The following is a 12,746-nucleotide window of genomic DNA, read 5'->3' as shown; positions in this document are numbered from 1 at the left end:
GCCCGACGCTGCACACGTCCGGACGGGTCCTAGAACGGCCGATCCATGGAAGATGCTAGATCCACAACGCCCGAATCGACCATTTCCGGCTGGCGCGTGATTCTCAGCGACAGGGGACGGCTGTGGGCCTCCCGCGTCCTTCCGTTCACCGACGCCGAGTCGGACGCGGGCGCGGATCGTACGGTCGACGCCGACACTCTCGACGATCTGCGCGCCGAGGTCGATCGGCACGAGGCCATCGCCCGAGAGGCGGCCGGGCGGGCGACACGGGCGACGCGGGTGACGCCGTGATCGGGCGCCGATCCCGCCCCTCCGGGCGGTGCCACGATGGCCTGACCTCCGTTCCCGCCCCCTGCCGCTCACCTCATCCGTACCGAGGCGTGCTGGGATGATCGCCATGAGAGCGGCCCAGGTCGCCGTCATCGTGAGTGCGCCCGAGGAACGCCAGCGTGCCGCGCTTGAGCAGACCTTCCCCGAGTGGAACATCGTCCACGACCCTCTCCTGCGCCGCTGGACCGCCCTCCGGCGTCGGCCGCTCACCGATCGGGAGGTGAAGGCGGGCATCAGATGCGTGCTCATCCGTGCCTCACCCGAGCGGCTGGTCACGGTACTGGTCCGCCAGGTGCAGATCGCGCTCAGCCTGGACGCCGGTCACCCGCCCGGCGGCTGAAACGGCGCGGCGGCCCGGGAGCGTCCTCCCGGGCCGCCACGCTTGGGGAGGTCACGCCCCGCGTACGGCGATCCCGGGGTAGTCGAGCACGAGGCCGGACTCGTCGTAGACCAGGCGGCACGCGAAGTCGAAGACCGGGGCGCTGTAGTCGTAGCGCTGCCGGGAGTCCTCGTCGGCGACGCGGACGTAGTCCTGTTCGAGCCGTTCGACGGCGAGATCGGTGGCGCGTACGTAGGCGGCGGGGGCGGTCGACCGGTCGCCGGCGCGGAGGCCCATCCGATGCACGGGGAAGGTGTTGGTCATCGCCGAGGACTCCAGATCGACGTCCAGGCAGCCGTCCAGGTGGGGAGCCGGTGTGCCGTCGACGCGCCAGTGGCCCGCGCCGTCGGCCTCCAGCACGGTCTGCCGGGTTCCCGAGGCCGAGCGTCCCGTGATCCGCGCGCTTCGCGTGGTCCAGGAGGCGTCCAGCTCGATGGCATAGCCGACGATCCAGGTCCGGCCCTCCTCGACCGCCGTCGTGCACCCCTCGATGCGAAGGCCGTCGCCCGAAGGCTGGAAGTAGGCCACCTCGAACCCTTCCCGCGCGTCGAGATGTCGCCAGGCGGCGGTCTTCGGCGGTGCTGTGAAAGTCATGACGCGATTCTCCCCGCTCCCCGCTCCCCGCTCCCCGCTTCCCGCTTCCCGCTTCCCGCCGAACGGTGGACCCGCCGCCGGGATCACCGCGCGACGCGGAAGAACTCACGCAGGTCGCCGACGAGCAGGTCGGGTGTCTCCATCGCCGGGAAGTGGCCACCCCGGTCGAACTCCGACCAGTGGCCGACGGTGTTCGCCGGGTCGGTGAGTGCGCGGATCGTCATGTCCGCCGCGAACACCGCGATCCCCTGCGGCGGCGCCGGCGCGGACGGCCACCCGGCCTGGTCGTCGCCGGACTGCGCGGCGGCGATCTCGCGGTAGGCCTGCATACCTTCGTAGAGGATGTCGGCCGAGGACGCGCCGGAGCCGGTGAACCAGTACAGGCTCACGTTGGTGAGCAGCCGATCGCGGTCCACCGCGTGCTCGGGCAGTTCGGCGGCCGGGTCGGTCCACTCCTTGAACTTCTCCGCGATCCACGCCAGCTGCCCGATCGGCGAGTCGGTCAGCGAGTAGGCCAGGGTCTGCGGCCGGGTGGACTGCAGGTGCAGATAGCCGAGGCCGTCCTGGCGGGCGGCGTTGAATCGCTCGGCGCGCGATCGGTCCGCGCCGGACAGGCCGTCCAGCTCGACGGGCGGGCCGAACGGGTACGGCGACGGACCGTTGAGGTGGGTGGCGACCACGCGGCCGGGGGCGGCCATGGGCAGCAGCGTGGTCACGCCGCCGCCGACGTCCCCGCCCTGCGCGGCGAACCGCTGGTAGCCGAGCCGGCTCATCAGTTCCCCGAACGCGGCGGCCACCCGGAACAGGTTGCCCCAGCCCGGTTCCCGCACCGGGTTGGAGAACCCGAAGCCGGGCAGCGAAGGGATCACGACGTGGAAGGCGTCCGCCGGGTCACCGCCGTGCGCGCGGGGGTCGGTCAGCGGCCCGATCACGTCCAGGAAGTCCACGAACGAGCCCGGCCAGCCGTGGCACAGGATCAGCGGCAGCGCGTCCGGCTCGGGCGAGCGGACGTGCAGGAAGTGGATGTCCTGGCCGTCGATCGTCGTCACGAACTGCGGGTGCTCGTTCAGCGTCTTCTCCTGCGCGCGCCAGTCGAAGCCGTTCGCCCAATAGTCGGCCAATTCCCTGAGGTAATCGACGGGAACGCCGCGCTCCCAACCGGTTCCGGAGATCTGCCGGGGCCAGCGGGCGCGGGTGAGGCGATCGCGCAGGTCGTCCAGCTCGGCCTGCGGGATGTCGACGTGGAACGGGCGGATGCCGGTGTTGTTGTCCATGGCGAGAAACGTAGGAGCGATACAGGAAAGCTCCGTTCCTGTATTCGGGCAGACTTGAAACATGCTGGACACGGCACAACGACTACTGCGGCTGCTCTCCCTGCTGCAGGCGCCACGCGACTGGACCGGGCCGGAGCTGGCCGAGCGCCTCGACGTCACCGCGCGGACCGTGCGCAACGACGTGGAGCGCCTGCGCGACCTCGGCTATCCGGTGCACGGGATCAGGGGCGTCACCGGCGGTTACCGGCTCGGGGCCGGCGCGACGTTGCCACCGCTGCTGCTCGACGACGAGGAAGCGGTCGCCGTCGCCGTCGGGCTCCGAGTGGGCGCCACGCAGGGCGCGGTCACCGGCATCGAGGAGGCGGCGCTGCGTGCCCTGACCAAGCTCGAACAGGTGCTGCCGTCGCGGCTTCGCCGTCGTGTCAACGGCCTGCGCGCGTACCTCGTCCCGCTTCCGCACGCCGGCCCCAGCGTGGACGCCGCCACGCTCACCGCGATCACGGCGGCCTCCCGCGACCACGAGCGGCTCCGGTTCGACTACACCGGCCACGACGGATCGGCCGGCCGCCGCGAGGTCGAGCCGCACCGGCTCGCGCACAGCCGAGGCCGCTGGTACCTGGTCGGGTGGGACGTCGCGAGGTCCGACTGGCGCACGTTCCGGGTGGACCGGATGCGGTTGCGGACACCGAACGGCCCGCGGTTCGCCCCGCGCGAGGATCCCGGCGGTGACCTCGTCGGCCACGTCGCCGCCGGCCTGGCCACCGCGCCCTGGCGGTACCGGGCGCGGGTGACGGTGCGCGCGCCGGCCGAGCACGTGCGCGACCGGCTGCCGCCCGGCGTTCCGGTGGAACCTCTGGGCGACGACGCCTGCGTGGCCGAGGTCGGCTCGGACACGCCGCAGATGCTGGCCGGATACCTCGGCATGCTCGACGCCGACTTCGAGGTCACCGAGCCGCCCGAACTCGTCTCGCAGATCCGCGTGCTGGCCGACCGCTACCGGCGAGCGGTTCCGGCGGAGACATCTCGCGGTACGTCGCCGTGCGGCGTGCCCGGCAGCGAGCCGCCCGACGCCGGCCGCCACACGTAGGAAGTCATATGTGGGTGATGTCGGCGACACGCCGCGACAGGACCCGTCACAGCGGGCACCTGCTGCTTAACCTGCAGAAACAGGCGTACACCACCGGCGGATCCAGGCGGTGAAGGCGGCGTGCGTCCACGACCGCGATCGCGCGGATCGCGACAACGAAGGGGACGTCATGACCAGCACCTCACGCCACGTCACATCCCTGGCGACCGCGTCCCCCGCGTTCGAGAGCGAGCTCGGATCGGTCACCCTGGTCGACGCCGGCGCGATGCCCATCCTCAGCGGGCTCTCGATCAAGCACGTCACCCTGGAACCCGGCGCGATCCGCGAGCCGCAGTGGAACGTCAACGCCAACCAGATCGGTTACTGCCTCTCCGGCACGGTGCTGGTGTCGATCCTGGGGAACGCCGACGCCTTCTCCTCGTTCATCGTCGCCGCAGGTCAGATGTACCACGTCGAGTCAGGCGCGATTTACCACATCGAGAACGTCGGTGACGACCGCGCCGAGTTCGTTCTCGCGCTGCGCGACGAGCGCCCCCGGCACTTCTCGCTGCACGACAGTTTCAGCGCCATGACCGACGCGGTGCTCGGGAACACCTACGACCTGCCCGCCTCGGCGTTCGCCGCCCTCGACCGGTCTCCGGCCCAGCAGATCGTCCGCCGTACCGGTGCCGCCGACATCCCGGCCACGGCCGGCCTGCCCAACGCCCACCTGTTCGACCTCGAGGGCCAGCACCCGCCGCTGTCCTACGCCTACGGCAGCGCCCGCCTCGCCCGTAGCCAGTACTGGGCCGCCCTGGAGGACATCTCCATGTACTCCCTGCGCGTCAAGGAGAGCGGGATGCGCGAACCGCACTGGCATCCCGTCACCGCCGAGATGGGGTACGTGGAGAAGGGGCACGCCCGCATGCGTGTCCTGGACCCCGACGGCACCCTCGACGAGTACGTGCTCGGCCCCGGTGACGTGTACTTCGTGCCGCGCGCCTTCCCGCATCACATCGAGGTCCTCGGCGAGGACGACATCCACTTCCTCATCTTCTTCGACCAGGCCATGCCCGCCGACATCGGCTACCGGGCCAGCGCGTCGGCGTTCTCCCGCGAGGTTCTCGCCGCGAGCTTCGGCATGCCCGAGCGTGACCTCCCCCGGTTCCCCTTCACACCGGTCGACCCGCTCTTCGTCGCCCGCGCCAACCCTCGCGACCCGGTGCGCTGAGGACGTCGCCCGGCTGGTCCTCTCCCGGTTGCGGTGAGGTCGCGGGCCGGGTGGCGGGCGGGCTCGGGGCTGTGGTGAGGTCGCGGGCCGGGTGGCGGGCGGGCTCGGGGTTGCGGTGAGGTCGCAGGCCAGGTGATATCCGGGCAACCATGCCCATCGTCTAAAGTCGGGCGAATGGCCCCGATCCCCTCGCGGCTGGCCTGGTTGGACGCCCTGCGCGGACCCGCCGCGCTGGCCGTCGCGCTGCACCACTCCGGCTGGACCTTCATCCCGGACCTTTGGGCGGAGGTGGACCGCAGGATCGACGTCGGCACCTGGGGCGTCTTCGTGTTCTTCCTGGTCAGCGGCTATATCATCCCCGCATCCCTGGAGCGGCGCGGTGACCTGCGGGTCTTCTGGATCGGCCGCGCCTTCCGCCTTCTCCCCCTGCTGCTCGCCGCGCTCGGCCTGGCGCTCCTTCTCGCGTACGCCGGGGCGTTCGTCCTCCACCCGGGCCTGAGCACGCGTCCGCTGCCCCTGGTCGTCCTCGGGAACGTGACGATGCTGCAGGAACTGCTCGGCGTGCCCGCCGTCATCGACGTGATGTGGACGCTCTCGTACGAGATGGCGTTCTACCTGCTGGCGGTCGGGCTGTTCGCCACGGGGCGGGCGCACCGGTCGGCCGCGACCGCGATCGTCCTGGCGCTGTCGGCCGTACTCCTGGGCCTCCTGCTGCCGGGGCCGGTCATCGGTGGCCGCGCCGACCTGGTCGCGGCGCTTCTCGGGGTCGCGGTGGTCGCGGTCGTGGTGGTGTCGGCGCGGGCGGGGGGCGGGACGCGTACGGCCGCCGCGGTGGCGGGCGGTCTCCTCGGGCTGGCGCTGGTGGTCCTGGGCAGCCGGATCGGCGCCTGGCAGGGCCTGATCATCCTGGCCATGATGTTCGCCGGTACGGCCGTGTACCGCGCCGAGCGGGGGACCATCCGGTGGCGTACCGCCGTCGCCACCGTGCTGACGGTCCTGGCCTGCGGGGTCCTCGCCAAGGACGATCCCGGCTGGGCGCCGGCGATCCTGTTGGCCGCGGGTTTCTTCGCGGCCGGGTTCGCGCTGCGGCGCAGGTCGTTTCCCCGATGGCTCGCCCACCTCGGGGTGATCAGCTTCTCCCTCTATCTGCTGCACCCGCTCCTGCTGCGGATCAGCCCGAACCTCCCGCTGTTCTTCCTCGCCCTGGTGCCGCTCTGCTACCTGACCCACCGCCTGCTCGAGGCCCCCGCTCAACGTCTCGGCAGGCGGCTGGCCAGGTCTTCGGTAAGGGAGTCCGCGCCGGGCGGATCCTAGGACTCGCCAGGTGGCGTAGATCAGGGGGCCACGTACCGCTCGGCGTAGGCGGCGGACGGCTCGGTCGGGGTGATCACGTCGATGAGCACGCCGTCGGGCGCGGCCACGATGAAGTGCCGCTGCCCGAACTCCTCGGTGCGCAGCGTCAGCTCCACCGGAAGCCCGGCCCCCCGTACGAGCCTGTCGTGTTCGGCGTCGACGTCGGCCACCTCGAAGTTGAGGATCAGCCCCCGCACCGCCGAGCGGTATTTCTCCGGCACCGTCGGATGGTCGCGGTCGACGAGCGCCAGCTCGTAGTGCGGCGGCTCCGGCTGTCGCAGGCTCACGTACCAGTCCGTCTCGAACGTCGTCTCGAAGCCGAAGAACCGCCGGTAGAAGTCGTGGGACTCGGCGATTCGATCGGTGCAGACGACCGGGTAGAAGCTCGTGAGGGTCATGCCCTCTCCCTTCGGCTCGGCGAATGGACATACCATCGGTATGTGAGGCTAACATACCACCGGTATGTCAACTGGGGAGGTCGCGGTGGACCGGGCACGGCAACGGCTGGAGACCAGGCGGGCGCTGGTGACCGAGGCGAGGACGCTGTTCGCGCGGCACGGGTACGCCGCGGTGAGCCTGGCGCAGATCGTCGGGGCGGCGGCCGTCACGAAGGGCGCGCTCTACCACCACTTCGAGAGCAAGGCCGCCCTCTTCCACGTGGTCGTCGAGCAGGTGCAGCAGGAGGTCGGCGAGCGGGTCGCGGCGGCGGCGGACGCGTACGACGACCCGTGGGAGCAACTGGTCGCGGGATGCCGGACCTTCCTCGCGGTGAGCCGCGACCCCGACGTGCAGCGGATCATGCTCGTCGACGGCCCCGCCGTGCTCGGCTGGAACGAGTGGCGGGCCATGGACGAGGCGTCCTCGGCGCGGCACCTCACCGAGGCGCTCGGCACGCTGATCGAGGCGGGGATCGTCACCCGCCAGCCCGTGGAGCCGCTCGCCCGCCTCCTGTCCGGCGCGATGAACGAGGCGGCCCTGTGGCTGGCCCGCTCCACGGACCCCGAGGACCTTCCCGCCGTCACCGCGGCCCTGTCGCGCATCCTGGAATCCCTGCGTGACCACCGGTAGGCGACCGGGGCGTTCCTCGTGGTCGGGGTTTCCGCACCCGCCGACGTCGAGACGGCCGGGTCTGCTCCGACTTCTTCGTGACGGCGCCGATCGCGGCGTCGACGGAGCGGAGGAGGCTCGCGATGAGCAAGGTCGTGCTGGATGTGTCGATGTCCCTGGACGGGTTCGTCGCCGGCCCGAACGTCAGGATGGAGGCGGGCATGGGGACGGCGGCGAACGGCTGCACGAGTGGATGGCAGGGGAGGGGCCGGACGGCGAGATCGACCTCGGCGTCCGCCGGCAGGTGGACGCGGCGGTGGGGGCCACCGCCATCGGACGGCGCACGTTCGACCTCGGTGTGGGCCCGTGGGGCGGCACCCCGTGGCCCGGCGTCCCGAGCTTCGTCGTCACCCACCGGACCAGGCATGATCTCATCGGCGACAACGGCGGGACGTTCGCCTTCGACGGGCTGGAGGCCGCTGTCCGGCGCGCGAGGGAGGCCGCGGGGGACAGGGACGTCCTGGTGCTGGGCGCGTACGTCGCTCGGCAGGCGCTGAGGGCGGGCCTGCTCGACGAGGTGCGCATCCACCTCGTTCCCCTGCTGATGGGCGAGGGCACGCCGCTGTTCGCCGAGGACCGGGCCGAGCTGGTCCCGGTGGGGAGACCCGTCACCGGAAGCGTCACCCACCTGCGCTACGGCGTCGCGAGGCCTTAGGACCTGTGCGGGGTCGAGATCAGGGGGTCCGCCTGCGCGGTGGCCTGCGATCCCGGCAGGCCCGTCATCACGCCACCGGGACGGTTTCGCACGGCGGCCGGGTCCGCGGTCGGCTCTGCCGGGTGCCTTCCCGGCCGGGCGTCACCTCGCGCTCGGCCCTGTGCGACGCGCTCAAAGATCCCGGAAACCACCGAATCCCCTCATGAAGCCATGGTTTCGTCAATGCAGCATGAAGTTCGCGCGATGCGTTCGTCTGGCCGATGGCGGGTGCCACCCGCTGACCTAACGTCGAGGTATGTCCAGCTCGCACACCACCTCGATGAGGAACTGACATGGCCTTCGTCACCACCGCTGACGGTACCGAGATCTTCTACAAGGACTGGGGCAGCGGGCAGCCGGTCGTCTTCAGCCACGGCTGGCCGCTCAACGCCGACATCTGGGACGACCAGCTGAAGCTGGTCGCGGACCACGGTTTCCGGGCCGTCGCGCACGACCGCCGGGGGCACGGTCGTTCCGGCCAGCCCTGGAACGGCAACGACATGGACACCTACGCCGACGACCTGGCCCGGCTGATCGAAACCCTCGACCTGCGCGAGGTGATCCTGGTCGGGCACTCCACCGGCGGTGGCGAGGTGACCCGCTACATCGGCCGGCACGGCACCTCCCGCGTCGCCAAGGCCGTCCTGCTGGGCGCGGTCCCGCCGCTCATGCTGAAGACCGACGCCAATCCCGAGGGCCTGCCGATCGAGGTGTTCGACGACATCCGCGCGGGGGTCGCGGGCGACCGCTCGCAGTTCTACAGGGACCTCAGCATGCCCTTCTACGGCTTCAACCGGCCCGGCGCGGAGGTGTCGGAGGGGGCGAGGGACGCCTTCTGGATGTGGAGCATGCAGGTGGGCCTCAAGGGGGCGTACGACTGCGTCAAGGCCTTCTCCGAGACCGACTTCACCGAGGACCTCCGGCGCTTCGACATCCCGACCCTCATCGCGCACGGCGACGCCGACCAGATCGTGCCCATCGTCGCCGCCGGCCCGAAGTCGGCCGAACTGGTCAAGGGCGCCACCCTGAAGGTCTACCCGGGCAGGCCGCACGGCCTGGTCGGCGCCTACAGGGACGAGTTCAACGCCGACCTGCTGGCCTTCGCCAGGTCCTGAGACGGTCCGGCTCCTGGGAGGATCCGGCTCCCGGGAGGATCCGGGCCCTCGGACGGTCCGACGTCCGGGGGTTCGACGTCCCGGGCGAGACCGCCGCCCAGGACGGGTGCGACACTGCCTGACCACGCTCGCGAACGTTCGAGGTTCGAGGTTCGAAATCGTTCGGGAGCGCACGATTCTCTTTTCATGCCGTACGGTTCGCGTTCCACGCCGTACGGTTCCCTTTTCGGGCCGTACGATTCCCGTTCCGCGCCACAGGGGCCGGCCGCTCCGATGTCCGGTGTCCGGCGGGGCCGCGATCCCCTCAGGCGTGCGAAGGCCGCGAGGGCCGCGAGGGCAGCGAGGGCTGCGACGGACGTGACGTCGCGAGGCGTCGCTGCTCCTCCTCGACGATCTGACGGGCCAGGGTCTGTTCCGAGATGTCGACCGCGTCGGGGGTGGACTCGGCCAGGTCGCTGCGGCGGGCGTAGGTGTCGAAGAGCCCGACCTTGCCGCGGAGGATGTCGAGCATGCGCTGGTCGACGCTGTCGGCCGTCAGGAGGCGGTGCACCTGGACCTTGCGGACCTGCCCCATGCGGTGGGCGCGGGCCACGGCCTGGCTCTCCATGGTCGGTTTGACCTGGGGCTCGCAGATGATCACCACTGAGGCGGCCTGCAGGTTGACGCCGATCCCGCCTGCCTGGATCTGGCTGAGCAGCACGGCATGGCCGGGGGCCGCCGTGAACTCGTCGATGACCTGCTGCCGGCGGGCGGTGCCGAGGTCGCCCGAGATCGGCCCGTGGATTCGGCCGCCGGGGTCACCGGGGGATCCCGGGGCGCCGGTGCCCCCGAGAGCTTCGTGGACGGCGGTCATGACGTCGCGGAAGTAGGAGAAGACCACGACCTTGAGATCGTTGCCCGCCGCCTCGTCGACGAGTTCCAGCAGCCTCTGTAGCTTGGCCGACGTCTCCGGCACGGCGTAGGCGGCACGGCGCATCGCCATGAAGTTCCCGTCGGCCACCGCCTTCCGGTAGGCGGCGAGGTCCGCCGGGCTGAACTCCTCCCACTCGTCCACGTGGACGAGGTCGGGCAGCTCGGTGAGCACGTCTTCCTGGTTGCGGCGCAGGTAGACCGGTGCCACGGCCCTGCGGAAGGCCTGCCCTCTCGCGGCCCCCGCCCCCGCCACCGTCGCCAGCGCCGCGGTGTCGCCGTTCCGGATGCCCGGAAGCAGATCGGGCCTGAGGTAGCCGATCAGGTTGCGGAACTCCTCGACGCGGTTCTCCATCGGGGTCCCGGTCATGAAGAGCACCCGGTCGGTACGGCCGCACCACCGGGCGACGGCCTGGGAACGCCGGGCGGCCGGGTTCTTGACGTAGTGCGCCTCGTCGACCACGAGCATCCCGAGCGCGACGTCGCCGGGGACCTCCAGCCGGTGCAGGGTGTCGATGGTGGTCACGGCGACGCCACCGGTGCGGATCCATTCCGCCAGGGCGGCGGTCCGGCCGCCGCCGCGCAGGGAGTAGGCCCGCAGCGTGCTGCGGGCCTCGATCTCGCGTACCCAGTTGATCAGGACGCTGGCCGGGCAGGCCACCAGGAAGTGCCTCTCGCCGCGCGCCCAGAGGTGCGCGAGGGCGGCGACGGCCTCGATGGTCTTGCCCAGGCCCATCTCGTCACCCAGGATCACCCGCCGCTGGGCGAGGGCGAAGCGGGCGCCGAACGACTGGTAGCCGCGCAGGGAGACCCGGCGGTGGGTGTCGTCGAGGTCCTGGGCCTTGACCCGCGCGGAGATGTCGTCGGGCAGGAAGCCCTCCGAGGCGACACGGTCGGGTTCCGTGGCCGCGAGCTCGGCGAGCAGGTTGTAGTACTCGGACGCGCGGAGCTCGAAGTCGACCCACGCCTCGATGCCGGAGACCGGCGGGCGCAGCAGGTCCACGGAGGCCTGGCCGAAGAGCAGCGCCGTGTCGGACGCGTTCGCCTCCGCGATCACGTCCTCGATCCGCGCGACGGCCTCCTGCGCACGGCGACGACCTCCCTGGCCCGCGAGCAGCATCCGCAGCCACCCGCGAGCGGGTTGCGCGGCGGGCAGGAGCGAGGCCAGCGTCCGCTCGATCCTCCGCGCGGCGCCGCTCGCGCGTGGCAGGTCGGGGCCGGCGTTCACCAGCCGGTTCAGCGCGATCAGCAGGTCCGTGGTCTCGTCGTCCTGCCGGTCGACGTCGATCCGCAGCGCCACCGTCTCCTCCACCGCCTTGGCGATCTGCTCGGCGGCGGCGTGCGCCTGTCTCGCGTTCCACGCCCCGACCCCGGGGAGCAGTTGGAGCGCGTACGGTGTGGTGTCCAGGATGTCGAGGATCGTCTGGTAGCCGGCCTGTTCGAGGGCCTTGATCCGAAGCCGCCCCACGGTGACGTCCTTCAGGCGCGTCAGGGGAATCGACCCCAGCTCCTCGCGTGCCAGGCGCGTACGCACGGAGGCCAGCGCCCGCTGGGCGTCGGCGCGCGCCCGCGCGTCATCGGCGAGCAGCGTGCGCGCGTGGGACCGGAGGCGACCCGCCCTCTGGAAGAGGGCCCTGACCTGCCTGGGGGTGGAGGCCGGGTCTTCTCGCTCGACGTCGCCCAAGCTCTCGTCCCTCCCGTCACGGCTCGATCGCGGTAGTTCACCGTCGTCAACCACCCGACCGGTTGTCAACGATCGGCCAGGCCGGACACGGCGTCACACCCTTTTGCCCGCTGATGAGCCGTTCATGGGTTACGGGAAGAACCTGATGAACGGCCTGGCCGGGCCGGGGCCCCGATTCCACCGCGACCCCACCGCCCGCCGGGCACGTGCCGGGACCGATTGTCGGTGTCTCCTGGCAGAATCCGCGTGTTCCGAACGTGAGTGGCCGAAGGTGGAGTGAGACGGATGTCAGATCGAGGGAACGCGCCGCTGGTACGGCTCGACCCGTGGGCGGAGACCGATCTCGACCTGCTGCGGCGCATCAACGCGCCGGAGATGACCGATCACCTGGGAGGCCCGGAGACCGAGGAGAAACTCCTCGACCGGCACAGACGGTATGTCGACATCGCGGGGAAGGAGACCGGCCGGATGTTCAGCGTCGTCCTGCTCCCCGGGCTCCAGCGGGTCGGCAGCATCGGATACTGGGAACGGGCCTGGCGGGGCGAGACCGTGTACGAGACCGGCTGGAGCGTCCTGCCGGAGTTCCAGGGCAGGGGCATAGCGGTCGCGGCGGCCCTGGCCGTCATCGCCAGGGCGAGGGAGGAGGGCAGGCACCGCTACGTCCACGCGTACCCCTCCGTCGACCATCCCGCGTCGAACGCGATCTGCCGGAAGGCCGGGTTCCAGTTCGTCGCCGAGTGCGACTTCGAGTACCCGCCGGGAAACGCCATACGGTGCAACGACTGGCTCGTGGACCTCGCCGCGGAGACGTGAGACGTTCCGCTCGGGCGGGGCCGGACGCCGCGCTGGAAGGGGGCGCGGGCGTCTCTCCCGGCCGTACGGCGAGTCGCCCCTCCCATGGGTGCGAGTCCGTAATAGTGCACTTTGGGGGCTGAGTGTGCATTCCTGCGCAGAAGGAAGCGTCGACTGTTTCTAGTGTCCGTGGTGTCCGAACGGCACGACCCCTCACC

The 12,746-nt window shown here is 71.2% G+C and carries 13 protein-coding genes; 9 read left to right on the top strand and 4 right to left on the bottom strand.

What is annotated here, in order from left to right:
• Nucleotides 1-96 precede the first annotated feature (96 nt).
• On the top strand, nt 97-291 hold the full coding sequence (locus ACTOQ1_RS20635; RefSeq protein ID WP_440069382.1) for a hypothetical protein: 195 nt from the start codon (nt 97-99) through the stop codon (nt 289-291).
• Between the two features lie 97 nt (nt 292-388).
• Nucleotides 389-670 carry a hypothetical protein gene (locus ACTOQ1_RS20630; RefSeq protein WP_440069380.1) on the top strand — a complete coding sequence of 94 codons (282 nt, stop codon included), beginning with the start codon at nt 389-391 and terminating at the stop codon, nt 668-670.
• A gap of 51 nt (nt 671-721) precedes the next feature.
• Here the strand turns inward: ACTOQ1_RS20630 and ACTOQ1_RS20625 are convergent, their stop codons facing one another.
• The gene (locus ACTOQ1_RS20625; protein WP_440069379.1) at nt 722-1,303 is read right to left on the bottom strand and encodes a putative glycolipid-binding domain-containing protein; all 582 of its coding nucleotides are present in this window, start codon (nt 1,301-1,303) and stop codon (nt 722-724) included.
• A gap of 83 nt (nt 1,304-1,386) precedes the next feature.
• Nucleotides 1,387-2,577 carry an epoxide hydrolase family protein gene (locus ACTOQ1_RS20620; RefSeq protein ID WP_440069377.1) on the bottom strand — a complete coding sequence of 397 codons (1,191 nt, stop codon included), beginning with the start codon at nt 2,575-2,577 and terminating at the stop codon, nt 1,387-1,389.
• A 61-nt stretch (nt 2,578-2,638) separates the two neighbouring features.
• Here ACTOQ1_RS20620 and ACTOQ1_RS20615 point away from each other — a divergent pair, with 61 nt between their 5' ends.
• The 3 genes from ACTOQ1_RS20615 (at nt 2,639) to ACTOQ1_RS20605 (ending at nt 6,188) form a co-directional block, all read left to right on the top strand.
• Nucleotides 2,639-3,664, top strand: coding sequence for a helix-turn-helix transcriptional regulator (locus ACTOQ1_RS20615; protein WP_440069375.1), 1,026 nt, complete (start codon nt 2,639-2,641; stop codon nt 3,662-3,664).
• A 169-nt stretch (nt 3,665-3,833) separates the two neighbouring features.
• Nucleotides 3,834-4,874, top strand: a complete 1,041-nt coding sequence (locus ACTOQ1_RS20610) for a cupin domain-containing protein (RefSeq protein WP_440069373.1) — start codon at nt 3,834-3,836, stop codon at nt 4,872-4,874.
• 174 nt (nt 4,875-5,048) lie between these two features.
• Nucleotides 5,049-6,188: an acyltransferase family protein gene (locus tag ACTOQ1_RS20605; protein WP_440069371.1), complete on the top strand. Its 1,140-nt coding sequence runs from the start codon at nt 5,049-5,051 to the stop codon at nt 6,186-6,188.
• Nucleotides 6,189-6,208: 20 nt separating this feature from the next.
• Here the strand turns inward: ACTOQ1_RS20605 and ACTOQ1_RS20600 are convergent, their stop codons facing one another.
• Complete coding sequence (locus tag ACTOQ1_RS20600) at nt 6,209-6,625, bottom strand: VOC family protein (protein ID WP_440069369.1); 417 nt, start codon at nt 6,623-6,625, stop codon at nt 6,209-6,211.
• Between the two features lie 64 nt (nt 6,626-6,689).
• Here ACTOQ1_RS20600 and ACTOQ1_RS20595 point away from each other — a divergent pair, with 64 nt between their 5' ends.
• From ACTOQ1_RS20595 to ACTOQ1_RS20585, 3 genes are all read left to right on the top strand, one after another.
• Nucleotides 6,690-7,295: a TetR/AcrR family transcriptional regulator gene (locus tag ACTOQ1_RS20595; RefSeq protein ID WP_440069368.1), complete on the top strand. Its 606-nt coding sequence runs from the start codon at nt 6,690-6,692 to the stop codon at nt 7,293-7,295.
• Between the two features lie 232 nt (nt 7,296-7,527).
• On the top strand, nt 7,528-7,989 hold the full coding sequence (locus tag ACTOQ1_RS20590) for a dihydrofolate reductase family protein (protein ID WP_440069366.1): 462 nt from the start codon (nt 7,528-7,530) through the stop codon (nt 7,987-7,989).
• A 332-nt stretch (nt 7,990-8,321) separates the two neighbouring features.
• On the top strand, nt 8,322-9,143 hold the full coding sequence (locus tag ACTOQ1_RS20585) for an alpha/beta fold hydrolase (RefSeq protein ID WP_440069364.1): 822 nt from the start codon (nt 8,322-8,324) through the stop codon (nt 9,141-9,143).
• A gap of 304 nt (nt 9,144-9,447) precedes the next feature.
• On the opposite strand, the gene ACTOQ1_RS20580 is transcribed toward ACTOQ1_RS20585, so the two are convergent.
• Nucleotides 9,448-11,736, bottom strand: a complete 2,289-nt coding sequence (locus ACTOQ1_RS20580) for a DEAD/DEAH box helicase (RefSeq protein ID WP_440069362.1) — start codon at nt 11,734-11,736, stop codon at nt 9,448-9,450.
• Nucleotides 11,737-12,021: 285 nt separating this feature from the next.
• On the opposite strand from ACTOQ1_RS20580, the gene ACTOQ1_RS20575 reads away from it, so the two are divergent.
• The gene (locus ACTOQ1_RS20575) at nt 12,022-12,549 is read left to right on the top strand and encodes a GNAT family N-acetyltransferase (RefSeq protein ID WP_440069360.1); all 528 of its coding nucleotides are present in this window, start codon (nt 12,022-12,024) and stop codon (nt 12,547-12,549) included.
• The last annotated feature ends 197 nt before the right edge of the window (nt 12,550-12,746 follow it).

The sequence above is a fragment of the Streptosporangium sp. OZ121 genome (assembly GCF_051918885.1).
In the GTDB taxonomy this organism is placed as follows: domain Bacteria; phylum Actinomycetota; class Actinomycetes; order Streptosporangiales; family Streptosporangiaceae; genus Streptosporangium.
The sequence above is the reverse complement of the archived record's forward strand: the minus strand, read 5'-3'. Positions and strand labels throughout refer to the sequence as shown.

What these genes read in the sequence shown, in the direction of transcription:
- ACTOQ1_RS20630 (WP_440069380.1), top strand. Translation starts at nt 389, where the DNA reads ATGATCGCCATGAGAGCGGCCCAGGTCGCCGTCATCGTGAGTGCGCCC.
- ACTOQ1_RS20625 (WP_440069379.1), bottom strand. Translation starts at nt 1,303, where the DNA reads ATGACTTTCACAGCACCGCCGAAGACCGCCGCCTGGCGACATCTCGAC.
- ACTOQ1_RS20620 (WP_440069377.1), bottom strand. Translation starts at nt 2,577, where the DNA reads ATGGACAACAACACCGGCATCCGCCCGTTCCACGTCGACATCCCGCAG.
- ACTOQ1_RS20615 (WP_440069375.1), top strand. Translation starts at nt 2,639, where the DNA reads ATGCTGGACACGGCACAACGACTACTGCGGCTGCTCTCCCTGCTGCAG.
- ACTOQ1_RS20610 (WP_440069373.1), top strand. Translation starts at nt 3,834, where the DNA reads ATGACCAGCACCTCACGCCACGTCACATCCCTGGCGACCGCGTCCCCC.
- ACTOQ1_RS20605 (WP_440069371.1), top strand. Translation starts at nt 5,049, where the DNA reads ATGGCCCCGATCCCCTCGCGGCTGGCCTGGTTGGACGCCCTGCGCGGA.
- ACTOQ1_RS20600 (WP_440069369.1), bottom strand. Translation starts at nt 6,625, where the DNA reads ATGACCCTCACGAGCTTCTACCCGGTCGTCTGCACCGATCGAATCGCC.
- ACTOQ1_RS20595 (WP_440069368.1), top strand. Translation starts at nt 6,690, where the DNA reads ATGTCAACTGGGGAGGTCGCGGTGGACCGGGCACGGCAACGGCTGGAG.
- ACTOQ1_RS20590 (WP_440069366.1), top strand. Translation starts at nt 7,528, where the DNA reads ATGGCAGGGGAGGGGCCGGACGGCGAGATCGACCTCGGCGTCCGCCGG.
- ACTOQ1_RS20585 (WP_440069364.1), top strand. Translation starts at nt 8,322, where the DNA reads ATGGCCTTCGTCACCACCGCTGACGGTACCGAGATCTTCTACAAGGAC.
- ACTOQ1_RS20575 (WP_440069360.1), top strand. Translation starts at nt 12,022, where the DNA reads ATGTCAGATCGAGGGAACGCGCCGCTGGTACGGCTCGACCCGTGGGCG.